At 64.9% G+C, this 23265-nt stretch carries 32 protein-coding genes; all 32 read left to right on the forward strand.

Annotated features, from left to right (window positions below; genetic code table 11):
• The first annotated feature begins 67 nt into the window (after nucleotides 1-67).
• The 32 genes from ASF30_RS09410 to ASF30_RS09555 all read left to right on the forward strand — a co-directional run bounded on the left by ASF30_RS09410 (nucleotide 68) and on the right by ASF30_RS09555 (nucleotide 23265).
• Nucleotides 68-475: an NADAR family protein gene (locus ASF30_RS09410; RefSeq protein WP_055905170.1), complete on the forward strand. Its 408-nt coding sequence runs from the start codon at nucleotides 68-70 to the stop codon at nucleotides 473-475.
• Nucleotides 476-503: 28 nt separating this feature from the next.
• Entirely contained in the window at nucleotides 504-1058 is a 555-nt protein-coding gene (locus ASF30_RS09415; RefSeq protein WP_157497136.1) for a hypothetical protein, read from the forward strand.
• Between the two features lie 116 nt (nucleotides 1059-1174).
• The gene (locus ASF30_RS09420) at nucleotides 1175-3097 is read left to right on the forward strand and encodes a BRCT domain-containing protein (protein WP_162240741.1); all 1923 of its coding nucleotides are present in this window, start codon (nucleotides 1175-1177) and stop codon (nucleotides 3095-3097) included.
• 84 nt (nucleotides 3098-3181) lie between these two features.
• Nucleotides 3182-3370 (forward strand): hypothetical protein, encoded by a 189-nt coding sequence (locus tag ASF30_RS09425; protein ID WP_055905178.1) that lies wholly within the window; start codon nucleotides 3182-3184, stop codon nucleotides 3368-3370.
• A gap of 77 nt (nucleotides 3371-3447) precedes the next feature.
• Complete coding sequence (locus tag ASF30_RS09430) at nucleotides 3448-4041, forward strand: RNase H family protein (protein WP_055905182.1); 594 nt, start codon at nucleotides 3448-3450, stop codon at nucleotides 4039-4041.
• A 58-nt stretch (nucleotides 4042-4099) separates the two neighbouring features.
• Nucleotides 4100-4396: a cyclic-phosphate processing receiver domain-containing protein gene (locus ASF30_RS09435; protein ID WP_055905186.1), complete on the forward strand. Its 297-nt coding sequence runs from the start codon at nucleotides 4100-4102 to the stop codon at nucleotides 4394-4396.
• Complete coding sequence (locus ASF30_RS09440; RefSeq protein WP_055905189.1) at nucleotides 4393-4641, forward strand: hypothetical protein; 249 nt, start codon at nucleotides 4393-4395, stop codon at nucleotides 4639-4641. The genes ASF30_RS09435 and ASF30_RS09440 overlap by 4 nt, the downstream gene beginning before the upstream one ends.
• Nucleotides 4642-4665: 24 nt before the next feature.
• Nucleotides 4666-5019 carry a hypothetical protein gene (locus tag ASF30_RS09445; protein ID WP_055905191.1) on the forward strand — a complete coding sequence of 118 codons (354 nt, stop codon included), beginning with the start codon at nucleotides 4666-4668 and terminating at the stop codon, nucleotides 5017-5019.
• A 78-nt stretch (nucleotides 5020-5097) separates the two neighbouring features.
• Nucleotides 5098-5499 (forward strand): hypothetical protein, encoded by a 402-nt coding sequence (locus ASF30_RS09450; RefSeq protein ID WP_055905194.1) that lies wholly within the window; start codon nucleotides 5098-5100, stop codon nucleotides 5497-5499.
• An 83-nt stretch (nucleotides 5500-5582) separates the two neighbouring features.
• Entirely contained in the window at nucleotides 5583-6131 is a 549-nt protein-coding gene (locus tag ASF30_RS09455; protein ID WP_055905197.1) for a ribonuclease HI, read from the forward strand.
• Complete coding sequence (locus ASF30_RS23155) at nucleotides 6131-6286, forward strand: hypothetical protein (RefSeq protein WP_200918455.1); 156 nt, start codon at nucleotides 6131-6133, stop codon at nucleotides 6284-6286. The genes ASF30_RS09455 and ASF30_RS23155 overlap by 1 nt, the downstream gene beginning before the upstream one ends.
• 72 nt (nucleotides 6287-6358) lie before the next feature.
• On the forward strand, nucleotides 6359-7192 hold the full coding sequence (locus ASF30_RS09460; protein WP_055905200.1) for an endonuclease/exonuclease/phosphatase family protein: 834 nt from the start codon (nucleotides 6359-6361) through the stop codon (nucleotides 7190-7192).
• Nucleotides 7193-7233: 41 nt separating this feature from the next.
• Nucleotides 7234-8076 carry an endonuclease/exonuclease/phosphatase family protein gene (locus ASF30_RS09465; RefSeq protein WP_055905203.1) on the forward strand — a complete coding sequence of 281 codons (843 nt, stop codon included), beginning with the start codon at nucleotides 7234-7236 and terminating at the stop codon, nucleotides 8074-8076.
• Nucleotides 8077-8132: 56 nt separating this feature from the next.
• Nucleotides 8133-8351: a hypothetical protein gene (locus ASF30_RS22645; RefSeq protein WP_157497138.1), complete on the forward strand. Its 219-nt coding sequence runs from the start codon at nucleotides 8133-8135 to the stop codon at nucleotides 8349-8351.
• Nucleotides 8348-8920: an exonuclease domain-containing protein gene (locus tag ASF30_RS09470; RefSeq protein ID WP_055905206.1), complete on the forward strand. Its 573-nt coding sequence runs from the start codon at nucleotides 8348-8350 to the stop codon at nucleotides 8918-8920. The genes ASF30_RS22645 and ASF30_RS09470 overlap by 4 nt, the downstream gene beginning before the upstream one ends.
• Before the next feature lie 4 nt (nucleotides 8921-8924).
• The gene (locus ASF30_RS09475) at nucleotides 8925-9368 is read left to right on the forward strand and encodes a hypothetical protein (protein ID WP_055905209.1); all 444 of its coding nucleotides are present in this window, start codon (nucleotides 8925-8927) and stop codon (nucleotides 9366-9368) included.
• Between the two features lie 55 nt (nucleotides 9369-9423).
• Nucleotides 9424-9840 (forward strand): DUF4870 domain-containing protein, encoded by a 417-nt coding sequence (locus ASF30_RS09480; protein WP_055905212.1) that lies wholly within the window; start codon nucleotides 9424-9426, stop codon nucleotides 9838-9840.
• Nucleotides 9841-9861: 21 nt separating this feature from the next.
• Nucleotides 9862-12072, forward strand: a complete 2211-nt coding sequence (locus ASF30_RS09485; RefSeq protein ID WP_157497140.1) for a WD40/YVTN/BNR-like repeat-containing protein — start codon at nucleotides 9862-9864, stop codon at nucleotides 12070-12072.
• Nucleotides 12073-12350: 278 nt separating this feature from the next.
• Nucleotides 12351-13127: a sigma-70 family RNA polymerase sigma factor gene (locus ASF30_RS09490; RefSeq protein ID WP_082467667.1), complete on the forward strand. Its 777-nt coding sequence runs from the start codon at nucleotides 12351-12353 to the stop codon at nucleotides 13125-13127.
• 202 nt (nucleotides 13128-13329) lie between these two features.
• Nucleotides 13330-14181: a flagellin N-terminal helical domain-containing protein gene (locus tag ASF30_RS09495; protein ID WP_055905222.1), complete on the forward strand. Its 852-nt coding sequence runs from the start codon at nucleotides 13330-13332 to the stop codon at nucleotides 14179-14181.
• A gap of 138 nt (nucleotides 14182-14319) precedes the next feature.
• On the forward strand, nucleotides 14320-15714 hold the full coding sequence (fliD, locus tag ASF30_RS09500) for a flagellar filament capping protein FliD (protein WP_055905224.1): 1395 nt from the start codon (nucleotides 14320-14322) through the stop codon (nucleotides 15712-15714).
• A 30-nt stretch (nucleotides 15715-15744) separates the two neighbouring features.
• Entirely contained in the window at nucleotides 15745-16143 is a 399-nt protein-coding gene (fliS, locus tag ASF30_RS09505; RefSeq protein WP_055905227.1) for a flagellar export chaperone FliS, read from the forward strand.
• Nucleotides 16136-16429 (forward strand): hypothetical protein, encoded by a 294-nt coding sequence (locus tag ASF30_RS09510; RefSeq protein WP_055905230.1) that lies wholly within the window; start codon nucleotides 16136-16138, stop codon nucleotides 16427-16429. The genes fliS and ASF30_RS09510 overlap by 8 nt, the downstream gene beginning before the upstream one ends.
• A gap of 181 nt (nucleotides 16430-16610) precedes the next feature.
• Nucleotides 16611-16952: a flagellar basal body rod protein FlgB gene (locus tag ASF30_RS09515; protein ID WP_055905233.1), complete on the forward strand. Its 342-nt coding sequence runs from the start codon at nucleotides 16611-16613 to the stop codon at nucleotides 16950-16952.
• Complete coding sequence (locus tag ASF30_RS09520) at nucleotides 16952-17347, forward strand: flagellar basal body rod protein FlgC (protein ID WP_055905236.1); 396 nt, start codon at nucleotides 16952-16954, stop codon at nucleotides 17345-17347. Before ASF30_RS09515 ends, ASF30_RS09520 begins: the two co-directional genes overlap by 1 nt.
• A complete protein-coding gene (locus tag ASF30_RS09525; RefSeq protein WP_055905239.1) occupies nucleotides 17347-17655 on the forward strand; it encodes a flagellar hook-basal body complex protein FliE in 309 nt (102 codons plus the stop codon). Before ASF30_RS09520 ends, ASF30_RS09525 begins: the two co-directional genes overlap by 1 nt.
• Nucleotides 17655-19217 (forward strand): flagellar basal-body MS-ring/collar protein FliF, encoded by a 1563-nt coding sequence (gene fliF / locus ASF30_RS09530; RefSeq protein WP_055905243.1) that lies wholly within the window; start codon nucleotides 17655-17657, stop codon nucleotides 19215-19217. The genes ASF30_RS09525 and fliF overlap by 1 nt, the downstream gene beginning before the upstream one ends.
• Nucleotides 19214-20233 (forward strand): flagellar motor switch protein FliG, encoded by a 1020-nt coding sequence (fliG, locus tag ASF30_RS09535; protein ID WP_055905246.1) that lies wholly within the window; start codon nucleotides 19214-19216, stop codon nucleotides 20231-20233. Before fliF ends, fliG begins: the two co-directional genes overlap by 4 nt.
• A 1-nt stretch (nucleotide 20234) precedes the next feature.
• On the forward strand, nucleotides 20235-20834 hold the full coding sequence (locus tag ASF30_RS09540) for a FliH/SctL family protein (protein WP_055905249.1): 600 nt from the start codon (nucleotides 20235-20237) through the stop codon (nucleotides 20832-20834).
• Nucleotides 20831-22153, forward strand: coding sequence for a FliI/YscN family ATPase (locus ASF30_RS09545; protein WP_055905252.1), 1323 nt, complete (start codon nucleotides 20831-20833; stop codon nucleotides 22151-22153). Before ASF30_RS09540 ends, ASF30_RS09545 begins: the two co-directional genes overlap by 4 nt.
• Nucleotides 22153-22578, forward strand: coding sequence for a flagellar FliJ family protein (locus ASF30_RS09550; RefSeq protein ID WP_055905255.1), 426 nt, complete (start codon nucleotides 22153-22155; stop codon nucleotides 22576-22578). Before ASF30_RS09545 ends, ASF30_RS09550 begins: the two co-directional genes overlap by 1 nt.
• Before the next feature lie 6 nt (nucleotides 22579-22584).
• Nucleotides 22585-23265, forward strand: a complete 681-nt coding sequence (locus ASF30_RS09555) for a C40 family peptidase (protein ID WP_055905258.1) — start codon at nucleotides 22585-22587, stop codon at nucleotides 23263-23265.

The following is a 23265-nucleotide window of genomic DNA, read 5'->3' on the forward strand; positions in this document are numbered from 1 at the left end:
GCCTGCTGGGCACAGTCGCCGGCATCCGCACATGAAGGATGCACCAGCCCGCAACGGAAGGAACCCCATGGCCGAGATCATCCCCGAGTTCGTCGGGCAGTACCGATTCCTGTCGAACTTCCACGTCGAAGCCGACGGGAAGACCGTTGAGCACCGCTTCCAGGCCGCGAAGGCAACCACCCCGGAAGACCACGCCCGCGTTATGGCAGCCGTCGACCCGAACAAGGCGAAGTACGCCGGCCGTTCCATCCAGCTCCGCACCGACTGGGAACAGGTGAAGGTGCAGATCATGGTGGGTCTGCTGCAGCAGAAGTTCGCCGACCCGGAGCTCCGCCAGAAACTCGCGGACACGGGCACCGCCTACCTCCAGGAAGGGAACCACTGGAACGACCGGTACTGGGGAGTGGACAGGAAGACGGGGATCGGCCGGAATGTCCTCGGCCACAGCCTGATGCTGGTCCGCGCCACACTCTGACCCGACCTCGCCACATGCCTGACCGTCGATGAGATCGACTGGAACCCACCCCGAGCTGAGCGTGCTTCACGCCTCTGAGCTGCGCCCGGACGACATCGTCCTGTACACAGCCGCGACCTGGTGGCGGGTTCTGTCGGCCACCCCCGCCGGCAAGTCAGTCGACATCGTCTACGTCGTCGAACAGGACCTCTCGGATGCCGGGACCTCCGGCACCAACGGCGAGCACCGGTTCAGACAGTCGACTCAGCTGCTGGTGACCCGGACCGGCCAAGGCTTCGCGGAGCCCCCGATGACCGTTACCGCAGGTGAGCTCGCGCACGGGCACGTCGTCCATGTGAACGCGAAGCAGACTTGGTTGGTTGAAGCCTCCGAACAGAACGGCAAGTCTGTGGATGTAGCCTTCACGGTCGTCCGTGACGACGATCCGTTGCTCCTACAGACGGACGGCACTCACCGGTTCAGGCAATCCACATTCCTGCTGATCGGCCCTCCCGACCGCGCAAGTGGCCGGCGCCGCACCGCCAGACACCGTTCCACAGATACGGCATCGGACACCGTGGAGAGCGTCGCCGCGTTCCTCTGATCGCCGCCCATCTGGGCCCGAATGGGCGTCGTACGTTGGTGCCAGAATCAGTACAAATCCCCGCTCTACCGCGCATGTAGGCGATGAAGAAGAACGACGCCTACCAGGAGACGCACATGACTGACATCGACACCCTCATCGCCACCCGCAACGCCGCCGCTGCCGCCTACTACGAGGGCGAGTCCATCATGGACGACGCCGACTTCGACAAGCTCACCGCCGAGCTGGCCGAGCAGGGCGTCGAAGAGGTCGTGGGCCACGGGTACGTCCCGGAAGGCAAGGTGAAGCATGAGCGTCGGATGCTGTCGCTGGACAAGATCCAGGCTGACGAGGACGGCAAGCCGGAGCATGCGTTCAACGACCTGGCGAAGTTCGTCGAGAACACCGACGCCTGGAATTACGACGTCGAGTTGAAGTTCGACGGGAACGCTGTCGCCCTCACCTACGTCGACGGGAAGCTCACGTCAGCTGTCACCCGCGGTGACGGAACGTTCGGCGAGTCGGTCGACTATGCGGTCGGCCTGATGGCTGACGCCGGAGTGCTCCCCCGCACCCTGATCGGCGCTCCCCCGAAGCTGATCTTGAAGGCTGAGATCCTGTTCAAGCTTCCCGTGTTCGAGGAGCTGAACGAGTCGCTGGAGGAGTCGTACTCCAACCCGCGCAACGCCGCTGCCGGCATCGTCCGCCGCCAGCACGGAACCGAGGCAGCCCTCCTGTCTCTGATCGTCCACGATTCCGACATCGTCGACGACGACCAAGTGTCCCACTGGGGGTTCACCACCTCCGCGAACATCTTCAAAGGCAAGGTCGGCGGAACCGTCGGCCGCACTATCGGCTTGGTGACACGAGACCTGTTCGAGCAGATCGACCGGATCGACAAGCTCCGCGGCGTCCTCGACTTCGAGACCGACGGCGCAGTCATCAAGGTCACCGACCGTGTCGACCGCCGCACCCTGGGCGAAGGCTCCCGCACCCCGAAGTGGGCTGTGGCGTACAAGTTCAACTCCGCCGTCCACGAGGTCGTCGTCACCGGCCTGGAATGGCAGCTGGGCCGCACCGGCAAGCTCACCCCCGTCATCACGTACACCGCTCCCCCGGTCGCCGGGTGGACGAACACGAAAGCCACCGGCCACAACTTCGAGCTGGTGGAGAAGCTCGACCCGCGCGTCGGCGACACCCTCCGCATGAAGAGGAGCGGTGAGGTGATTCCGTTCATCATGGGCCGACTCGAAGGCGCACCCCGCGGCGCTGAGGAGATCATCTACCCGACCGAGTTCACCGCCCCCGACGGTGTCACCTACCCGGTGATCCGAGACGGCGTGAACCTGAAAGTTGACGGCTACCTGAACCCTGTCCAGCTGATCGTGTACGGCCTCGGGATGCTCGGCGTGAAGGGTGTATCCGACTCTGTCGTCAAGAAGCTCGTCGACGGCGGCGACGTGAGGATCCTCGCCGACATGCTCACCGTCACCGTTCAGGACGTCGCGAAGTACCCAGGCGAAGGTGTCGGCTCCGGCACCGTCGTCGTCAACGCCATCAAGGACGCCCTCCGCGGCGCCACCGTCGTCCAATGGTTCGCCGGCATCGGCCTGCCCCACATGGCGTTGACCACCGGCGGCATCCTCGCCGACCGGTTCGGTGACCTCGACACGATCGCTCAGGCAACCGAAGCTGAGCTGCTGGTCCTACCGAAGTTCGGACCGATCAAGACCGCCAACTTCCTCGCCAACCAGCACAAGGTCGCCGAGCTCGCCGCGGCGCTCCGTGAGCGCGGCTACACGCCGCTCCCGAAGGAGCAGATCGTCGCAGTCGAGTCGCCCCTCACCGGGAAGAACGTCGTCCTCACCGGCACGTTCCCGAACCTCAGCCGATCCGGCGCCACCGACGCCGCGAAGCGTCTCGGCGCGAACACCCAGTCCTCCGTGTCGAAGACCACCGACATCCTGATCGCCGGAGACGGCGCCGGATCGAAGATGGCGAAGGCTGAGTCGCTGGGTGTGCAGGTGATGAGCGCTGAGGAGTTCGAGGCGTTGATCTAGCCGGAGCTCGGGCGCGGCCCGCTTCGGCGGGTCTGTTCCGTTCGCCCGCCACATGCCTCCAAGCGACCCACAAGGAGGAGCCTCATGTCCGATCCCACCATCGCCGTGACCGAGAAGACCCGCACGTATGTCTACGACGACGGCCCTGCGGTCTACCGCAACGTCGTTGAGGTCACCGAACGCGCCGGCGGCTTCCACACAGTGAAGACGGCCGATGGCCGCGAGCATGCTGTAACTCCGGGCTGGCTGTGGGCTGAGCCTGTCCCTGTCTGAGGCCCCGACCAGTTTTGCCGCATGCCGCACATGTGGGTAACGAAGGGGAAGGGGTCCCCGGGAATGGCGGGATCGACATGGCAAAGAACCTTCGCGGCATCGGACTGAACATCCACACGGTTGAGTTGGAACTCGGAGACGCCACCCTCGTCTCCGACCAGCATGTCACCGTCGCCACCGACGGCTCCCACGACATCCAGGGCCGCTTCGGCACCTACGCGTGGATCAGCGACGACGGACGTTTCCGCGCTGGGCTCGTTCAGGGTGCGACCAACTCCCTCATCTCCGAACTCACCGCCATCTTCGAAGCCATTCGCGCCTCCAAGAAGGACCGCATCACCCTCCTGACCGACTCCCGCCTATCCCTCGGCCTCCTCCGAATCCTCCTCGACCAGCAGGAAGCTCCGGCCACCGCACGGGAAGTGCGCATCGCCCGCCAGATCCTCGCCGCCGTCGACGGTAAGCACGTCACCCTCCGCTGGGTGAAAGCCCACGTCGGCTACACGATGAACGAAGCAGCAGACACCCTCGCTCACGCCGAACTGGTTGCCCGTCGCACCAACCCCGACACGGACGCCTATAAGACGGTGAAGCCTGAGCTCCTCCGCCGTGGGCAGAAGCTCGCCAACGGCATCCGCCGCACCCGCAGCGAGTTCGCACTCGTCGCCTGAATTGAGAACAAATCCAAGTGGCGCCGCACATGACAGTGACGAACAGGAAGATGGAACCATGAAGCTCTGGATCGACGACCTTCGTCCTGCACCTCCCGGCGACTGGGTGATCGCTCGCACCTCCGCAGAGGCCCTCGCAGTGCTCGAGGAACATGCCGGCAAGCCCATCGAGGAGATCAGCTTCGACCACGACCTCGGTGGTGACGACACCACCCGCCGGGTTCTGATGTGGATGATCGAGAACGACGTGTGGAGCTCCACTGTGTACATCCACACTGCCAATCCGATCGGCCGGAACTACTTGGCGGGCACCGCCCGTCGGTATGCGCCTGACTGGGTGAAGGTGCTCCCGTGACCGGAGACGAAGCGATCGCCGCGGTCCGCGTCACCGGTGTCCCGGCGCCGCTCGTCGCTTACTCCTTGGACGAGTTCGCTGACCTCGGCTATCGGGGTTGGTGGTCTGTCGTTCAGGATGACGACGCGGTGGGCGGTCCGATTTTTGTCGTGTCGCAGATCGGGCAGGTTCACCGGTTCGGCAGCATCCCGCCGTGGGTACAGGGTTTGACGACTGCGCATGTGTTGGCGGGCCGGAGGTTCTGAGCTGCTGCCACATGCCTTTCCGGCATGATCCCCATTGTCGAAGTCTCCTTGGAGAACCGTCTCGCCCGTCTTGATGAGATCGCGGCGACGGAGCCCGGCTGGTACGACGGTGACGGTGAGACACCCCCGGCGGAGTCGGTGGCTTTGGCTCGGGAGATCCTCGTGACCCTGTTTGAGGCTGGGGTGCCGACGCCGGGCATCTTCCCCGGCATCGACCGTCCCGCTGTCCTCGTCGAATGGCTGACGGACTCTGTGCATGAGTCCTGGGATGTCGGTTCTGACGGCACGGTGGAGCGTTACGGGTATGACGCGAACACGAAGCTCAGCAAGTACGACGTGTTCGTCTGGACCGGCGTCGAGCGCCCCATCCTCGTCTGAGTTCACGATTTCCGGCGGGTCCGCGCATGTAGGTGGCGACAGAGGACGCTTTCATCCGTCCCGGAAGGACCAGCCGCCATGTACTTCACCGGAACAGCGACGCTCGATGTCCCCGCGTGGGAGTCCCGTCTGGCCCTGGTGTCGCATGTGGAGACCGGCTGGTTCGACGGTGACGGCTATGCGATCCACCCGCATTCGTCTGAGCTTGCTCGCGCGATCCTTGCTGAGATGGACGAGTCCGGGCTGGAGATCCCTGGTATCTTCCCCGGCATCTGCCATGACCTGTCCGACGGGGAAGTGGTCCGCCTTGAATGGCGCACCGATGAACTGTCCGCCACCTGGGACTGCCACCGCGACGGAACTGTTGACGCTTTCGCGATCCGGCATTTCTTCGACGAGCTCGGCAACCGGGAGCACGAATCGGTTGACCGGATGTTCCACTGGGACGGGTCGCAGCGACCGTTCGACGGGCTCATCTGATGAGCTCGCCCATCCTGCATCCGAATAGCCGACCTGCGAAGGCTTTCCCTCTTCCGCAGCCGTCGTCAGCGAAGTTCGTCCGAATGCTGGACGATCCGAACGTCCCGCAACGCCAGGACCGGAACTTCACCTTGTTCTCCCCCGAGAGCACCCGTATCGTCGGCGCAACCGACGGAGCATTCCACCCGCAGGCCGGCGGTGCCGCTTACGGGTGGATGACTGAGGATGGGGCACGGGGGTTCGGCCCGCTGGGCGGTGCGAGAAGCGCTCTGGCTGCCGAGATCGGCGCCGTGAAACGGTTCCTTCGAGTGAACAAGAAGTACCGGTCGGCGACGATCTACATGGATTCGAAACGTGCGATCGAGGCGATCACCGATGCCCGGAACGGGCTGATCCGCTCCTTCCACCCTCTCGATGTCATCTCCGAGCTGAACAAGGTCGTCGACGCGTCCCGGACTGTCGACCTTGACCTCCGCTGGGTCCGCGGCCACAACAACCACCCTTTGAACGACGCCGCAGACCGCCTCGCCCGTCTGGCCAGGCAGACGAAGAACTTCCGAACTTCCAGGAGCACCTCCGAGAAGATCGCCGATGAGATCGTCGCCGCGGCGATCGGGAAGAAGACCACCTGATGTATGCAGCACTCTGGAGAGCCCTGCCCGGCCCGCGCTGGGTGAAAGCGATCACCATGACCGTCGGGTTCGCAGCAGCGATAGCAGCGCTGGGGCTCTGGGTGTTCCCCTGGCTGGACGCCACCTTCCTCACGGAGGCACCGTCAGTCGGCTGAGGCCGAGCGTTGCCACATGCCTTCACATCCGGACAGCCTGACGGCTGATCGGACCCTGGAAGGACCCACCCCATGCCGGACATGTACAGGCTCGCCTCGCTGAACCTGCTCCATTCCGGCGAACGGATCGACGACAGGGTCAGCCTGATGATCGCTGAGGCGGAGACTCTGGGCTTTGACGCGCTCCTCCTCCAGGAAGTCCCGGAACGCATGGACGACATCGTCCGCCGGGTCCGCGCTGAGCTCGGATGGGAAGGTTTCACCTACCGCCCGGTGCCCCACCCCTCTCTTCAGCTGGTGGCCGGCAACGCGATCCTGACCAGGACAGCTCCTTCCGCGGTGCGCGACGTCCGCCGCGTGACCGACGACCCCAGCGAGGTTCCGACGATCACGACGACCGTCACCGAGGGCGGATACGAGATCCATCTGATCTCCTCCCACCTGTACTGGGGCGCTGACCATGAAGGCGTGCGCCTCCGGCAGGCTCTCGCCATCGACCAGCACGCTCGAGAGCTCCGGCTCGCCAACCCGGACGCCGTTGTGCTGTGGGGCGGGGACTTCAACATGCTGCCCGATTCGGACACCAACCGGTACCTGTCCGGGGCCGGTGTCGTCGACGGCGGTTCAACCTTCTGGGTGGACGCTTTCGATGTCGCCGGCGCCCCTGAGGATGAACTCACCAGCCGCACGGACAACGACCTGTCGGTGGCTACAGCTCGCAGCGTCGGCATCGCCCGGCCTGAGCTCGTCCCTGCCCGCCGGATCGACTACCTGAAGGCTTTCGGCTGGGCGTACGGCCGCGCCGGGCACCCGATCGGGTTCGGACGATGGGCAGGTTCCGAAGGCGAAGACGGACTCACCATCTCCGACCACTACGGCGTCTGGGCTGACTTCCTCCTCCCCTGACTCCGCCACATGGCTTCACGGTGATCCCGAAAGGACCCACCGTGCCCGAGACCTTCCGCCTCGCATCCCTGAACATCCTCCACGGCGAGGACACCATCGACCAGCGGATCACCTTGGCGATCGAGGAGCTGCACCGGCTCCAGCCGGACGCCCTCCTTCTCCAGGAAGTCGAGGAGCGACAGCCTGACACGCTGAGACGGATCGCCGACGCTCTCGGCTACCACGGCTTGATTCACAATTTCGGCCTCCACACTGAGGGCTTCCATTCGGGCACCGCCATCCTGTCCCGCACCCCGTTCGACAAGGTCACGGAGCTGGAGCAGGTCGGCAGGCAGCCCGGGCAGATGTTCAACAACCCTCCGATCACCGCAGGCACCGTCGACAAACTCGGCTGGAAGATCAACCTGATCAGCGCCCACCTGGCCTGGGGCACCTACGCGGAGACGATCAGGCTCCGCCAGGCACGCATCATCGACCGTCACGCACGCGACCTGGTCGAAGCAGAACCCGGAACCCTGGTCCTCCTCGGTGGCGACTTCAACGCACTCCCCGACGGAGCTGTCAACAGCTACCTGTCCGGGCGGAGCGTCGTCGACGGCGAGTCGACCCTGTGGGTAGACGCGTTCGACATGGCCGGCCACCCGTCATCGGCGATCACCAGCCGCACCGACAACGAGACAGCGTGGGCGACCGCCCGCCTGTTCGGCGTCCCCCACCCGGAGATGATGCCCGGCCGCCGCATCGACTACCTGAAAGCACACGGGTACGTGTTCGGACGAACCGGCCACCCGATCGGCTTCGGACGCTGGGGCACCACCGAGACCGAAGACGGCATCGGTGTGTCCGACCACTACGGAATCTGGGCAGACTTCCTCCTCGGCTGAGTCCGCCACATGCCTCCTCGCTACCGCCGGCCCCCGTCCGGCCAGAAGGAGACCCTGTGCCCGACCTTGGACACCTGACCGCAGAACCTGCAGTGCTCGCGCACCAGTGGGGCCTGTCCCGGACACGCTCCGTCACCTGCGCCAGCTGCGGAGCTCTCCGCGGCTCCCTCTCCGACATCAAGCCGTGCCTCCCCGCCGTCGCCGGCACAATTCAGCCGGCATCCGCACATGACGGAGCCATGCACACACCCGAACCCGGAACGGCCCTCCGATGAGCCTGGATTTCGTGGCGATCGACTTCGAGACAGCCAACCAGAAGCGCGCCTCCGTCATCCAGGTCGGAGTGGCGAAGTACAAGGGCGGCGTGATGGTGAAGTCATCCAGTCGGTTCATCACCCCGCCGTCCCAGTACGGACGGTTCGATCAGAGATGCATCGACGTTCACGGCATCACACCGGACATGATCGTCGGAGCCCTCGAATGGCCTGCGATCCTCGAACGCCTGAAGATCTACACCAACGGTGGGCAGCTCCCCCTCGTGGCGCACAACGCTTCGGTGGAGCGTTCCTGCATCACCCAGGCAAGCGAAGCCACCAAGGTCGTCGCTCCAGACTTCAAGTACTTCTGCACGCTGAAGATGGCCCGGAAGGCGTTCCCTGCCGAGCCCACCCACAGCCTCAACAAGCTGACCGTCTCCCTCGGACTTCCCGACTTCGACCACCACGACGCTGGCGCTGACGCGCAAGCCAGCGGTGACATGCTCATGCACATCGCCCGCACCGCCGGCGCAACCACGTTCGACCAACTCGCTCACGGCTGGATGGCCCCGCCCAAGGGTCGGTAATGACATGGGCGCACTGATCATCTCTCAGGGCAGGCTGTTGGACACGAAAGCTCCAGCCATCGCCCAGGGCGTCAACCTTGCCGGCTCCGCCGGCCAATGGGCGGGCCCGTCTCTGAAGACGCACTTCCCGAAGATGTTCGAGAAGTATCGGTCGGCAGCGAAGTCCGGCGCGCTGCGCGGCGGCGGAGTGTTCGTCTGGTCGCAGTCCACACCGATGATCTACAACATCGCGGTGCATGCCCGGCCGAACACCCCTGTGCATCTGGACTGGTTCGAGAACGGGCTCGACTTCACGTTGTGGGACGCCGTGAAGCGTGGGCACCGACAGGTGGCTTTGCCGATGCTGAACCAGGAGGTGGTCGGCATCCCGTTCGGAGACGTCGAACCGATCCTTGCCGGCATGGCGGCCGGCGGAGCGTGCGACATCATCCTCCGGGTCCGCCGGTGACGACCCACCGCCACATTCCACCCCTCTGACCCACCCGCCTGACGAGAGTTCACCGATGTTCATCAGCAAGCCGAGCCACACAACCCGCTCGAAGACCAAAGACCTGCGACCGGAGCCGAAGCCGTACGCGGCGATGCCGTTTGATGACCAGCGCACCTGGGCCACCGTCGTCCACACCCTCGGCCTGTTCTTCGGTGCGACATCCGCCGCGTACGCCTACTGGCTGCTGCGGAAACGCGGCGCGTACATCCACGAGAACGTCCGCGCTGCCCTGAACTGGGAGTTCAGCATCACCATGTACATGTCGCTTCTGTCCGTGGCGATCCTGCTGTTCGACACTGTCGCCTGGTCCCTCGCCGTCGTCCTCTTCGTCTGGTGGGTGTGGCACACCATCGGGTCGCTCGCCCACATGGTTGCGGCTCACAAGGGCGTCCCGGTGAAGCCGCGGCTGACGGTGCGGATCTTCCGGTAGCGGTCGCCACATGCCTCCCAGGTGACCACCAGCCGGCACACAGGCGCCGGCGGCTCCTGGAAGGCAAAGATGTTCCTCAGGCTCCACCGACAGTTCCCCACGTCCGCACGCGCCGCGATCGACTTGGTGTCCATCATGGTGGGCGTCATCGTCATCGCGATCATCGCCGGGATCATCTCCGCATCGGTATTCGCTGTGATCCCCTGGTCCCAGGACGAGAAGGCGAAAGCCGACCTCACCGCCGTCAAGGACGCCGAAGCCATCGCGAAGCTGCCGGCACCAGCAGGCATCGGCAAGTACGGAACCCTTATCGAACTCGACGGGACGTTGGAAGACCCCGGCACCCTCCTCATCCAGACAGACGGCACAGGCTCCTGCTACGTCGCAACATCCCGGTCCGAATCCGGGAAGAACGTCTACTGGGTGACCGACAAGAAGCCGAAGCCGAAAGCGTATGCACCAGCTGACGACGCCAGCGTGAACTGCGGGACCATCGACCTGGGTGTGCAGGTGGACGACACCCCCGGGAAGCCGACAGGTGGCTCCGGAGGCCCCGGCGGTGGCCCCGGCGGCACGCCGGTTGCCTGCCCGACTGACGGCGTCGGCGTCACCTACGCCCGCGAAGTCGGCGGCAACAAGGGCGGCCGCGACTTCGAGGCATACGGCGGCGAGCCTCCCTACTCGGGGATCGATCCGTCACTCGATCCGTTCAAGACCTTCTACCCGTGGCTGGGCGGCGCCGTGAGCACGCCGGCCACGGGAACCGATGTCATCGTCTGTGACAGCGACGGAAAGAACCTCCCGGTGACTGCCGGAACCATCAGGATCGTCAACACCGGTGTCGCTATCTGGGGAGGGCCCCTCGTCATCAGTGCCGAAGGGTTGGTCGCCGGAGACGGCAGCAACAAGACGATGCGGTCCCTGTTCAACGGCGGGACCATCACCCTCACCCTCGACGGCGTCCCGAAGAACACCATCAAGTTCGACACGGCCAAGCACTTCGGCGACGACGAGTACCCGTCCGGCGATGACGGGACACCGGCCGGCGGTGACGTCATCCTGCCCCCGAGCATCATCGAAGACCCTCTCCCGTCCGGCCAGGTCAACAACTACTACTACGAGCGGGTCATGGCCGACGTCCCGGTCACCTGGGAGCTCGTCGACGGTGCGCTGCCCACCAACGTGGAACTGAGCACTGAAGTCTCCGACGAAGCAGTGCTTTCCGGCAGCCCGACCACGGCGGGGACGTTCACGTTCCAACTGAAAGCATCCACCAGCGCCGGCTCCGACACCGCCTGGTTCACCATCGACGTCGTCCCCACCCTGGCCTGGCAGGTCGTCGGCCCGAACACCGAATGGAACTGGGTCGCCACCAACCTGACCGGACAGTACGTCACCGCGTACACCCGCTCAGCCATGTACCGGTCCTCTGACTACGGTGCTACCTTCACACCCATCGCCGGCGGCCTCCCCGCCAACACCGTCGCTGCCGCCGACATGAGCGGTGACGGACGCATCCAGATCGCATTCATGGGAACCGCCGACGTGTACGTGTCCGAGGACTACGGCGTCAACTGGGTGAACCGTCTCACCACCACCCGCGCCTGCTCCTGCGACTCCGCCTACGGGTTCGTCACAGGCGCCGGGAAGATCGTCATCCACAACGGCACCGGCATCATCGAATCCACCGACGCTGGCCGGAACTGGACGCCCGTAGCGACGACCCCGGGCCTCGACGACTACATCGGTACCAAGTCCGGTGAGGCATCTGCCGGATACAACGACGAGTACTCCTACGTCGGCACCGCGGGGTCGCTGCAGCAGCGCGGCCAGTCCGAGTCCGGATACATGTTCCGGAAGATCGCCGTGAACAACGACGGCACCGTCCTTGTCGGAATCGAGCTGAAGGTCGGGGTCACCGCCCGCCGTCTCCTCATCTCGAAGGACAGCGGTGTCACATGGCAGCCGATCGCCAACGCCCCAGAGGTGAAGTACACCGACATCGCCATCTCCGGCAACGGGAAGACGATCGCCGCGACAGCCACCGACCCGTGGATCGACGGAGGCACGTTCTACTCCCAGGACGGCGGGCTGAGCTGGTCCAAGGTCACGGTCGGGGCAACCTACAGCGCGTACACGGTCGCAATCTCCGGTGACGGTCAGACCATCTACACCGGCACCGGAAACGGAATGTCCAGCGGGTCTCTGACTCGCGGCCGCGTCGTCGGCTGACCAGAGGCATCAGGGGCGGAGCGGACCGACAGAGCAGCGGTCTCGCTCCGCTCTTTCTGCGCGCACGGATCCGCCCAGCGGGAGTGTCCTCGATCAATTTTCGCTGGAACCCGCCGTTTTGCCACATGTCTTGATCTCGCCTGACAAAAGGCCAGCTTCGGCGCGTCGTCAAACACCCCGTTGACGGTCCCGGGCCCGGCTCCTCACCCGAGGGACCGGAACGGTCAGCGGCATCAAACGTAAGGTCCAGCAATTTGAATCGCCAAGAACGCAACCGCATGGTTGAAAACAACATCCCCCTCGTCGGCTACCTTGTGAACAAGGTCATGGCCGGCGCCACCAACCTCTCCCGAGAGGACCTCGCCCAGGCTGGGTGCATCGCACTCATCCAGGCTGTCGACTCGTTCGAGCCAGAGCGCGGCATCCCCTTCGGCGCCTACGCCCGTGAGCGCATCATCGGCGGCATCAAGGACGAGATGCGAGCCAACGACTGGGCGAAGCGGACCACCCGCACCCAGATCAAGGCGACACTCTCCGTGCTGGAGTCCCTCGCCGCCGACCTCGGCCGCGACGCCACGGTGGGCGAGCTCGCCGGCGCACTCGGCGTCTCCCGGGAAGCTGCAGGCGAGGCGATGGCTCTCAGCAGCCGCCGGGTCGTCGGAGTCGAACAGTTCGTGGAAGTGCTCGCCGCCGACATCGTCCTGCCCGGCGAGGACATCCTCGTCGAGGAACGCCTCACCATCCTCCGCACCGCGATCGAGTCCCTCCCGGAGAAGCTCCGCTTCATCGTCCAGGAGGTGTACCTGAACGACCGCCCCGTCGGTGACGTCGCAGACGAACTCGGAGTCACCCACTCCGCCGTGTCGCAGCAGCGAACCGAAGCCGTCCGCCTGCTGCGTGCCGGGTTCGAGAAGTTCTACCCGGACGGCGACAACATGTTCGGCGACGAGGAGCCCGAGGCAGCCAAGCGACCCTCGCCGCGACGCACCGAATACCTCTCCACCCTCGCTGACAAGCTCACCGCCAACCTGCGGATGCCGGCCATGGCCCTCTGAAGTGCAGGACACGGATGGCGGGTGAGGGACTCCTCGCCCGCCATTTCCGTACCCGGAATCGCTGCATTCAGCGGCTCCAGAAAAAAGTTCAGAAAAAGTTTGGTCAGGCACTAACCACCCGGCCGGCCATCCCGATGGTGGTTATTGCTGGCCCACGGATGGGTCGGTGAACCAACCCCCACTTTCAGGAAGAAGAAAACCCATGGGATCTCAGATCAACACCAACGTGTCGGCCCTCAACGCCAACCGCAACCTCAACTCCACCCAGAACGGCCTCGCGAAGTCGCTCGAGAAGCTCTCCAGCGGTCTCCGCATCAACCGTGCGGCTGACGACGCTGCTGGTCTGGCCATCTCCGAGGGTCTGCGTTCGCAGATCTCCGGCACGAAGGTCGCCCAGCGCAACGCTCAGGACGGCATCTCCGTCATCCAGACGTCGGAAGGTGCCCTCACCGAGGTGCACAACATCCTGCACCGCATGCGCGACCTCGCGGTCCAGGGCGCCAACGACTCGAACAACGACGACTCCCGCGCGGCCATCAAGAAGGAGGCGGACGCACTCGGCAACGAGCTGTGGCGCATCCAGGACTCGACGAACTTCAACGGCATCAAGCTGCTCCAGGGCGGCACGAAGTCGTTCCAGGTCGGCGCCGGTGACAACACCACCGCCAGCGACGTCGTCGAGGTCGACCTCGCCAACGTCAACACCAACGTCGGCGCTCTCGCGTCGACCGACGGCACCGACGGCTCCGGCGACTTCGACGTCACGGACAACGCCGCTGCGAACACCTCGATCACGGCCATCGACGCCGCGATCAAGGCTGTCTCGGAGACCCGCGCTGACCTCGGTTCGCAGCAGAACCGCTTCGAGTCGGCGACCCAGTCGCTGGCCGTCTCCGGTGAGAACCTCGCCGCTGCTGAGAGCCGCATCCGCGACACCGACATGGCTGCCGAGATGGTGACGTTCACCAAGAACAACATCCTCTCGCAGGCTGGTGTCTCGATGCTCGCGCAGGCCAACCAGTCCGGCCAGGGCATCCTCAAGCTGCTCGGCTAAGCCGTAACCAGCCAGCAGCAGAGCCTGGCGGTCTAGCGGGGGAAGAACTGGACCTCTTCCCTCGCGACAGCCGCCAGGCTCTCACCCTTTCACCACCAGAAACATCCGCTACACCCCGAGAACAGGAACACCGGAACCTTGACAGGCAGCATCGCACTCCCCGGACTCGTCTCGGGTCTCGACACAACAACCCTCATCTCCGCGCTCATGAGCGCCGAGAAGCAGCCGCAGGTACTGCTGCAGAAGAAGGTCGCCACGACTCAGTCGTCGGTCACAGACCTCCAGTCCCTCAACACCAGGATCGCCGCCCTCGTCGACGCAGCCAAGAAGGCTTCCGACGTCACAACGGTCCACGCTTTCAAGACCACGTCCTCCAGCGCGAACGTCACCATCGCCGCGACAGGGACAGCCAAGCCCACCGACCTCGACATCGTCGTCGACAAGACAGCCAGCACCCACACTGTGGTCAGCGGCGCCATGACCTCCTGGCCCGAATCCCCCGCCACACTGACATTCGTCAGCTCAGATGGCACCAAGACCGAGGTGACAGCTTCCCCCGGCACCATCGACGATGTCGTCCGGGCAGTCAACAACTCGACCGCCGGCGTCAAAGCGACGAAGGTCGCCTCCGGAGTCGACGGCTCCGGCAACCCGCTGTACCGCATCCAGTTCGGAGCCACAGCACCCGGTGAGGAAGCAGCCTTCGAGGTCTACCGAGGATCCAAGGCGGCTGTCGACGGTGGAACGGCCACCAACCTGCTCTCCGACTCCGGTGCCGCAGTCATCTCCCAGGGCGCCGACGCGGAGATCACCCTGTTCGCCGGCACCGCCGCCCAGCAGAAGGTCACCAGCTCCTCCAACACCTTCACCGGTGTCGTCGAGGGCGTGAACATCACCGTCGCCAAGGCATCCGCAGACCCGGTTCACATCTCCGTCGAGCAGGACACCGCCGCCACCGCAGCCAACGCGAAGAGCTTCGTGGACCAGCTGTCCTCGCTTTTCGCGTTCGTCAAGGGCCGTTCAGCCACGAGCTCCACCACCGACTCTGACGGCAAGACCACCACCACCGGTGGAACGTTCACGGCAGACCCGCTGGTGCGCCAGTCGAACCAGCAGCTCCACGATGCCGTCCAGTACCCCGTCAACGGTGTCAGCCCGTCGGAGATCGGCATCTCCTTCGACAAGTCCGGAGTTCTCAGCTTCGACGCGGACAAGTTCGCTGCGGCAATCAAGGCGAACCCCGACAAGGTCGACGCCGTGTTCAGCGGTTTGGCCACCCGGGTCCAGGACGCTGCCGCCAAGATCTCCGACAAGTACGACGGCGCGCTGACGAAGAAGATCCAGAACCAGCAGGCGCTCGTTACTGACATGAACACCCAGATCTCGAAGTGGGATGACCGCCTCGCGATCCGCCAGTCGGCGCTGGAACGCCAGTACGCACAGCTGGAGGTTTCGATGTCGAACCTGAACAGCCAGCTGTCCAGCCTCAACTCCTCGTTCGAGGCGTTGACGGCGTCGGCGAAGTCCAAGTAGTACCACCCTCCCCCGCAAAAGGAACACCATATGAATGCCGCACTGAAGGCGTACAAACGAAGTGCCAACCAGTCCGCGACTCCGCGTCAGATCGTCCTGATGGCGTACGACCGGCTGATGCTCGACCTGGAGCGCGCCAAGGCCGCCCAGGAGGAGCAGAACTGGGCAGAGGCGCACAACCAGCTGGTGCATGCCCAAGCACTGGTCACCGAGCTGCAGATCGCCCTCGACGTGGACGCGTGGGATGGCGGAGAGCGCCTGTACGCCATCTACGAGTACGTCAGCCAGTCTCTCGTCAAGGCGAACATCAACCGCAACATCACCCTGACCGAGGAGTGCCTGGTACTCATCGGCGAAATCCACGAGGCGTGGAAGGCGGCAGCAGCCAGCCTCCCCGCTGAGCACATGTCTGGAGCCTTCAATGCCTGAGAACACCGAACAGAAGTGGGACGACTACCTCACTGAACTGGAACTCGACTACTCGTACGCGTCCGCCCGCCGCGTCGCCCCGGACGAGCACACCTGGCGTGCCCCGGAAGACCTGGGACCGGTGCCGGAGAAGTTCGCCGACCGGGCCCGGAGGCTCATCGGACTGCAGACGACCCTCATCTCCGAACTGGCCGCAGAGCAGGAGGAAGTCGGCAAGCACCTCGCCGCCCTCCGCCAGGTCCCGAAGAAGCAGAAGACTCCGGTCTACCTCGACCAGACCGCTTGAGTAAAAGCTCAGCAGTCCGCACATGAGTGTGGGGCAAGGCAAGAGATAGGCCAGCCTTGCCCGCACACCACCCGATCTAACGAAACGGCGGTGGCGGCCGATAGCTAGAAGTGAGCACGGATTGCTCACCAACTTCTGGCCACGGATTCGGCCGCACCACCACTCACGTTAGGTACCAACCGTGACCGATTCCGTCACCATCAACGCGCTGACGAGCGCCGCCGACGGCCTTGCCGCACGCAACCGTGCGATCAACAACAACATCGCCAACATCAACACCCCCAACTTCCAGGCTTCACGAGTCCAGTTCGAGGACCAGCTCCGCGCCTCGGTCGCTGCCGGCGACGGAGCAGCCGACTACACGTCGAAGCTGTCCCTGGAACCCACCCGCCACGACGGCAACAACGTCAACCTAGACACGGAAACCGTCTCCGCGATCGACACGGTCCTCCGGTACCAGTTCGCCACACAGGCCATCAACGACGAGTTCAAGTCCGTCCGAAGCGTGCTGGGGACGAGCTGATGACCGCCTTCGACTCCATCGGAATCTCCGGCACCGGCCTCACCGTGAACCGCAAGTGGCTGGATGCGATCGCCGACAACATCGCCAACATCAACACCGCAGCCCCGACCGACGGCAACGCCTTCCAGGCCCGCTACATCGAAGTGCAGGCTGGTGAGAACGGCGACGGCGTCTACGTGAAAGCCACCCGATTCGGCGACGCAGAGGGCCGACTCGCTTACGAACCCGACAACCCTCTCGCCGACGAGAACGGCTATGTCCGCTACCCAGACATCGATCTCAGCTCCCAGATGAGCCAGCTCATCATGGCGCAGCGCGCCTACCAGGCGAACGCAGCCGCGATCGATCGCTCACAATCCATCGCCCAGGCCGGAATCAAGATCGGACACGCATAATGCCCATCACCCCCATCGCAGCAGTGGAAGGTGTGACCGGAACCGGTTACATCACCGAAGCACCTGCTGTCGCCGCCCCCAGCGGAGGTGACAACTTCGCCGCCTCCCTCGCTGGCGCAATCGACTACAGCCAGTCACTCCAAGGCGACGCGAAGACCAAAGCCGTCCAGGCCGTCACCGGCGACCTCGACGACATCCACGACGCCACCATCGCAGCCACCCGCGCGCAGGTCCAGCTTGAGCTCGTCTCCGCTGTCCGCGGGAAGTTCGTCGAAGGGTTCAACGAGATCATGAGGTTGCAGGCCTGATGCCCAAGCAGATCACCGCCATCCTGACGCGCCTGAAAGACTCAGCCGCCGGGTTCTCCACCGCACAGAAGACCATCGCGATCATCCTGATCGCCGTCCTCGGCCTCGGAGTGTTCGCCCTCACATCCTTCGCGTCCAAGCCGAGCATGACCCCTCTGTTCACCGGCCTCGCCGCCGAAGACGCTTCCGCCATCGTCGACCAGCTCAAGACCGACAAGGTCGCGTACGAGCTCGCAGACGGCGGCAACACCATCATGGTCCCGCAGGAATCCGTCTACGACGAGCGACTGAAGGCAGCCTCCGCTGGCCTGCCGTCCTCCTCAACAGGCGGCTACTCCCTGCTCGACAAGATGGGCGTCACCTCCTCCGAGTTCCAGCAGAACACCACGCTGAAGCGCGCCATGGAAGGTGAGCTGGAGAACACCATCTCCGCCCTCGACGGCATCCAGCTCGCGAAGGTACAGCTGGCCATCCCGAAGGACTCCGTCTTCGTCGACGAGAAGCAGGACCCCACCGCCAGCGTGTTCATCGACACGAAGGCCGGCGTCACCCTCTCCACCGACCAGGTCAACGCAATCGGCCACCTCGTATCCGCCTCCATCGAAGGCATGAAGGCCGAGGACGTCTCCGTCGTCGACGCGGAAGGCAACGTCCTGTCCACGATCGGCGCCGGAACGTCCGGCTCTGCTGACAAGCAGGCCTCCGACTACGAGGAGAAGGTTCGCACCAACGTGCAGGCCATGCTCGACCGCATCGTCGGCAGCGGAAGCTCCACCGTTGCAGTGTCAGCGACCGTGTCCAACGAGACCGCACAGGTCACCAGCGAGAAGTTCTCCCAGCCGAAGGACGTCGACCCGCTCAGCGAGTCGACCGACACCGAGAAGTACACCGGCAGCGGCTCCACAGCCACCGGAGTCCTCGGACCGGACAACATCGCAGTCCCCGAGGGCGAGGACGGCAACGGCAACTACGAGTCCACGAAGTCGGTGAAGAACAACGCCGTCGACAAGACCACCGAGGTGCGCAGCATCCCCGCCGGCGCTGTCGCCAAGCAGACCGTCTCCGTCGCCATCGACAAGAAGGCAGCCGCGGACTTCTCCAAGGCTGACATCCAAGCTCTCGTAGCCGCAGCAGCCGGCATCGACACCGACCGCGGTGACAGCGTCGCCGTGCAGATGGTCGGATTCAACGACACCAGCGCGAAAGCAGCCCAGGACGCCCTCGACCAGGCCCGCGAGCAGCAGGAAGGCGACCGCGTCGCCGACCTGACCCGCACCGGAATCATCGCCGGATCGATCGTCCTCCTCCTCGGACTCGGCCTCATCCTGTTCTTCCGCCGCGGACGCCAGACACGCGAACCGATCGAGATCGACGGACTCCTCACCGAGACCGACACCATCGAACAGGCTGAACTCCCCGAAGTCATCGACGAGGAACTCCCCGTCGCCGCACCGCCGTCGATCGACGTCAAGCGTGCCGAGATCAACCGTCTCGCCAAGAACGACCCCACCAGAACCGCAGCGTTCCTGCGCGCACTGAGCGATGAAAGGCCCGGAGCATGAGCACCATCAAGAACGAGCTGACCGGTCCGGAGAAGACCGCGATCATCCTCATGAACCTCGACTCCGACGCAGCCGCCGGGATGCTCCAGGAGCTCAGCGAGGAGGAGCACGAGGAGATCGCCTCCGCGATCGTGCGGATGCAGAAGGTATCCGCCGACGTCACCGAAGCCGTCCTCGACGACTTCTACGCCCTCGCCCTCGACGGTCGAGTCGGCGCACGAGGCGGCAAGGACAAGGCTGAGGAGCTGCTCTCCCTCGCCCTCGGCGGAGAGAAGGCCGCCGGCCTGATGCACCGGGTCACTAACTCCATGGCCGGTCGGTCGTTCGAGTTCCTCTACACGGTCGACCCCGGCCAGGTTGCAGCGCTCCTGGAAGGGGAGCTGCCGCAGACGATCGCCTTGGTCATGGTGCACCTCCCGTCCGCGCACGCCTCCAACATCATGTCCGAGCTGCGTGACCCGCTCCGCACCGACATCGCCGAATGCATCGCCGAGACCACCTCCGCCACACCGGAAGCCATCTCCGCGATCGCGTCGTCGTTGAAGTCCCGCGCAGCAGCCGTCGTAGGCACTCGCAGCCAGGCGGAGGTCGTCGGTGGCGTCCAGCCGCTCGTCGACATCATCAACCGGGCCCCCGTGGAGACGGAGAAGGCGGTCCTCGCCGGCCTCGACCTCCGCAACCCGGCACTGGCTGAAGAGATCCGCTCGAAGCTGCTGACGTTCCTCGACATCATCAAGCTGGAGGCGCGCGACGTCCAGCAGGTCCTCCGCGGCATCGACGCTGTCATCCTGGCAACCGCCATGAAGGGCGCCCCGGACCCGGTCCAGCAGAAGATCCGCGAGAACCTGTCGGAGCGCAACCGTGAGCTCCTCGACGACGAGCTCGACGCCATGGGCCCGATCCGTCAGTCGCAGGTCGAAGAGGCCCGCGCTGAGATCGTCCGCGCCATCCGCGGACTCGAAGAGCAGGGCGCGATCACCGTGCACCGCGGCGACGAGGACGGCTTCGTTGACTGACATGTTCACCGCTGTCGCTTTCCCCGACCTGACGGTCAGCGACACAGATGCGGCGGAAGCTTCCGCCGCACAGACCCGCGGGTTCGCTGTCGGGTACGCCGAAGGGCAGCGGAAAGCTGAGCAGGAGCTCGCCGAGCAACGTGCGCAGCTGACCGCTGAGTCCGAAGCAATCCGCATGCAGTCGGAGGCGCGCACGGCTCTGGCTGTGCAGGCTTTCGACCGCGCGGCGGCCGCCGTCCACGCAGTCGTCATCCCCGTCGCCCAGGAAGCCGAGGAGACCGTACTCGCAGCGGGCCTCCAGCTCGCCGAAGCCATCCTCGGAGCAGAACTGTCAGACGGTGAGACGAGTGCGACCTCCGCAATCACGCGAGTGTTCGCACACCCGTCATCCGCAGCCATCATCACAGTCCGAATGAACCCGGTCGACCTCTCCGTCATCCAGGACGACCCCCGGGTCGCCGGGAACGACGTCGAGTTCCGTGCAGATCCGTCTCTCGCCCGTGGTGACGCCGTCGCGACCCTCCCTGTCGGCTACATCGACGCGACGATCACAACGGCCGTCCAGCGCGCACAGGCGGAACTGAACGGACGTGCCGCATGACCACCGTCAGCCTCTCCGAGCGGTTCCAGGCTGCGGCCGCCGCCGGACGCCCCGAGCTCGTCGGGGAAGTCTCCTCGGTCGTCGGGCTGTCCCTCGACGTGCAGGGGCTCGACGTCGCCGTCGGAGACCTCATCACCATCGGAGACACCGAACCGGTGGACGTGGAAGTGGTCGCAGTCAACCGCGACGCCGCCCGCTGCATGCCGCTCGGCCGGATCTCCGGCATCCGCGCCGGATCCCCCGCCCGGACGAAGAACGCACCAGCGCTTGTTCCCACAGGCGGCGCCCTGTTCGGCCGTGTCCTCGACGGACTAGGCCGCCCCATCGACGGCAAAGGACCGCTGGACGTTGACACATGGGTGCCCATCCACAACGAATCCCCCAACTCCATGCTGCGCGCCCGCATCGACACGCCGCTCTCCACTGGTGTTCGCGTCCTGGACACCCTGACCACTGTGGGTCGCGGACAGCGCATGGGCCTGTTCGCCGGCTCCGGTGTCGGCAAGTCCAGCCTGCTGTCAATGATCGCGCGCGGAACCGAAGCTCAACTGTCCGTCATCGCCCTCGTCGGAGAGCGCGGCCGTGAGGTCCGCGAGTTCCTCGAAGACGACCTCGGTGAGGAAGGGCTCGCACGCAGCGTCGTCATCGTCGCGACCAGCGACGAACCCGCGCTGATGCGTCTCCGTGCAGCTTTCACTGCCACCCGTATCGCGGAGACGTTCCGCGACGCCGGCGCCGATGTGATGCTGATGATGGACTCCCTCACCAGAGTCGCGATGGCACAGCGAGAGATCGGCCTGTCAGTCGGCGAGCCGCCTGCAACACGCGGGTATCCACCATCGACATTCGCGATCCTCGCTCAGCTGCTCGAGCGCGCAGGTACGGCGGAGCGCGGCTCCGTCACCGGCATGTACACGGTGCTGGTGGACGGAGACGACCACAACGAACCGATCGCCGACGCAGCCCGCTCCATCCTCGACGGGCACATCGTCCTTGACCGCAAGTTCGCCGTTCAGGGGCACTTCCCCGCCATTGACGCTCTCGGCTCCATCAGCCGCGTCGCGTCGAAGGTGAACCCCCGCAACCGTCAGGATGACGCCACAACCCTCCGCCGAGCCCTCGACGCGAAGAAGCAGGCCCAGGACCTTCTCGACGTCGGCATGTACCAGGCCGGAGCGAACCTGATGGTGGATGCCGCGGTCACCTACGACGAGCAGATCACCGACTTCCTCCGCCAGCGCATGGACGACCAGACACCCCCGGAGAAGTCGTGGGCTGAGCTCGCGAACCTCGCCGGAATGATCAAGGCGGTGGCCTGATGGCTCAATGGTCCCTGATCGGACTTCTCCGCATCCGCAAGATGCAGGAGGACCAAGCAGCCGCCGGCCTGGCCGCGGCGAACCACCGAGTCCGCGAATCCAAGGTCAGCCAGGACCGAGTCCGGCATCGCCTCGCTTCCCTCGGAACAGAAGCCACCGACGTTGACACGCTCCGTGCGATCGCCGCCAGCCGGGCCGCCAGCGCCGCCAGCATCAGCGACTTCAACCACCTGATCAAGATGGGCGCGGCCGAAGTCGAGGAAGCCCAGACCGCCTTCGCCGAGGCGAAACGGAACACATCATCCCTCGAGAAGCTCCACACCCGCTTCACCGACGAGCAGCTAGCCGCTGAACTGCGCGAAGAGCAACTCGTCCTGGATGAAATCGCATCATCCCGTCACACCCGAAACCCAGAAAGCAAGTAACACCCCATGCCTATCAGCGAAGCCCTCGGCCGCATCGAAGAGATCAAGAACCAGATCGTCGAACTGACCACACCTGCCGAGCAGACACCTGCGACCACAGCGGTGAACAGCACCAGCGAGACCGAGTTCGCCACTGCCCTCGGCAGTGTCACCGACACCGTCCCGTCCAACGGCACGGCAACCGGAGAGTCGATCGTCGAGGAAGCGAAGAAGTACCTCGGCATCCCGTACGTGTTCGGAGCGGAATCACCTGAAGACGGTTTCGACTGCTCCGGGCTCGTCCAGTACGTCCTGAAGCAGCAGGGCATCGACGCTCCCCGACTTGCTCACGAGCAGGCCACCATCGGCACCGAAGTTCAGGGCGGTCTCGCCAACGCACAGCCCGGCGATCTCATCGTGACAACCAACTCCGACCACATCGTCATCTACGCCGGCGACGGGATGGTCGTCCACGCCCCCACCGAAGGCCGCACAGTCTCTTACCAAAAGAACTGGTTGACCGACAGTGACATTCAGACGATCAGACGCGTCGCCCCCGCCGCGACTGCGGCCGCCAGCAACACCGCCAGCACCCAGAGCCAGCAGATCGCTGAGCTTCAGAAGATGCTGAACGGCACCGCTGGCACCTCAACGAACAGCATGTCGGATCTGATCACAGCCATGCAGATGTCCTCCTTCGGAAAGTGA

Origin of the sequence: Leifsonia sp. Leaf264 (genome assembly GCF_001422325.1) — a bacterium.
GTDB lineage: Bacteria > Actinomycetota > Actinomycetes > Actinomycetales > Microbacteriaceae > Orlajensenia.

What these genes read in the sequence shown, in the direction of transcription:
- ASF30_RS09470 (WP_055905206.1), top strand. Translation starts at nt 8,348, where the DNA reads ATGAGCCTGGATTTCGTGGCGATCGACTTCGAGACAGCCAACCAGAAG.
- fliS (WP_055905227.1), top strand. Translation starts at nt 15,745, where the DNA reads ATGAATGCCGCACTGAAGGCGTACAAACGAAGTGCCAACCAGTCCGCG.
- ASF30_RS09550 (WP_055905255.1), top strand. Translation starts at nt 22,153, where the DNA reads ATGGCTCAATGGTCCCTGATCGGACTTCTCCGCATCCGCAAGATGCAG.
- ASF30_RS09430 (WP_055905182.1), top strand. Translation starts at nt 3,448, where the DNA reads ATGGCAAAGAACCTTCGCGGCATCGGACTGAACATCCACACGGTTGAG.
- ASF30_RS09555 (WP_055905258.1), top strand. Translation starts at nt 22,585, where the DNA reads ATGCCTATCAGCGAAGCCCTCGGCCGCATCGAAGAGATCAAGAACCAG.
- ASF30_RS09425 (WP_055905178.1), top strand. Translation starts at nt 3,182, where the DNA reads ATGTCCGATCCCACCATCGCCGTGACCGAGAAGACCCGCACGTATGTC.
- ASF30_RS09545 (WP_055905252.1), top strand. Translation starts at nt 20,831, where the DNA reads ATGACCACCGTCAGCCTCTCCGAGCGGTTCCAGGCTGCGGCCGCCGCC.
- ASF30_RS09540 (WP_055905249.1), top strand. Translation starts at nt 20,235, where the DNA reads ATGTTCACCGCTGTCGCTTTCCCCGACCTGACGGTCAGCGACACAGAT.
- ASF30_RS09525 (WP_055905239.1), top strand. Translation starts at nt 17,347, where the DNA reads ATGCCCATCACCCCCATCGCAGCAGTGGAAGGTGTGACCGGAACCGGT.
- ASF30_RS09450 (WP_055905194.1), top strand. Translation starts at nt 5,098, where the DNA reads ATGTACTTCACCGGAACAGCGACGCTCGATGTCCCCGCGTGGGAGTCC.
- ASF30_RS09445 (WP_055905191.1), top strand. Translation starts at nt 4,666, where the DNA reads ATGATCCCCATTGTCGAAGTCTCCTTGGAGAACCGTCTCGCCCGTCTT.
- fliG (WP_055905246.1), top strand. Translation starts at nt 19,214, where the DNA reads ATGAGCACCATCAAGAACGAGCTGACCGGTCCGGAGAAGACCGCGATC.
- ASF30_RS09435 (WP_055905186.1), top strand. Translation starts at nt 4,100, where the DNA reads ATGAAGCTCTGGATCGACGACCTTCGTCCTGCACCTCCCGGCGACTGG.
- ASF30_RS09420 (WP_162240741.1), top strand. Translation starts at nt 1,175, where the DNA reads ATGACTGACATCGACACCCTCATCGCCACCCGCAACGCCGCCGCTGCC.
- ASF30_RS09415 (WP_157497136.1), top strand. Translation starts at nt 504, where the DNA reads ATGAGATCGACTGGAACCCACCCCGAGCTGAGCGTGCTTCACGCCTCT.
- ASF30_RS23155 (WP_200918455.1), top strand. Translation starts at nt 6,131, where the DNA reads ATGTATGCAGCACTCTGGAGAGCCCTGCCCGGCCCGCGCTGGGTGAAA.
- ASF30_RS09460 (WP_055905200.1), top strand. Translation starts at nt 6,359, where the DNA reads ATGCCGGACATGTACAGGCTCGCCTCGCTGAACCTGCTCCATTCCGGC.
- ASF30_RS09475 (WP_055905209.1), top strand. Translation starts at nt 8,925, where the DNA reads ATGGGCGCACTGATCATCTCTCAGGGCAGGCTGTTGGACACGAAAGCT.
- ASF30_RS09510 (WP_055905230.1), top strand. Translation starts at nt 16,136, where the DNA reads ATGCCTGAGAACACCGAACAGAAGTGGGACGACTACCTCACTGAACTG.
- fliF (WP_055905243.1), top strand. Translation starts at nt 17,655, where the DNA reads ATGCCCAAGCAGATCACCGCCATCCTGACGCGCCTGAAAGACTCAGCC.
- ASF30_RS09520 (WP_055905236.1), top strand. Translation starts at nt 16,952, where the DNA reads ATGACCGCCTTCGACTCCATCGGAATCTCCGGCACCGGCCTCACCGTG.
- ASF30_RS09455 (WP_055905197.1), top strand. Translation starts at nt 5,583, where the DNA reads ATGCTGGACGATCCGAACGTCCCGCAACGCCAGGACCGGAACTTCACC.
- ASF30_RS09480 (WP_055905212.1), top strand. Translation starts at nt 9,424, where the DNA reads ATGTTCATCAGCAAGCCGAGCCACACAACCCGCTCGAAGACCAAAGAC.
- ASF30_RS09495 (WP_055905222.1), top strand. Translation starts at nt 13,330, where the DNA reads ATGGGATCTCAGATCAACACCAACGTGTCGGCCCTCAACGCCAACCGC.
- ASF30_RS09490 (WP_082467667.1), top strand. Translation starts at nt 12,351, where the DNA reads ATGGTTGAAAACAACATCCCCCTCGTCGGCTACCTTGTGAACAAGGTC.
- ASF30_RS09410 (WP_055905170.1), top strand. Translation starts at nt 68, where the DNA reads ATGGCCGAGATCATCCCCGAGTTCGTCGGGCAGTACCGATTCCTGTCG.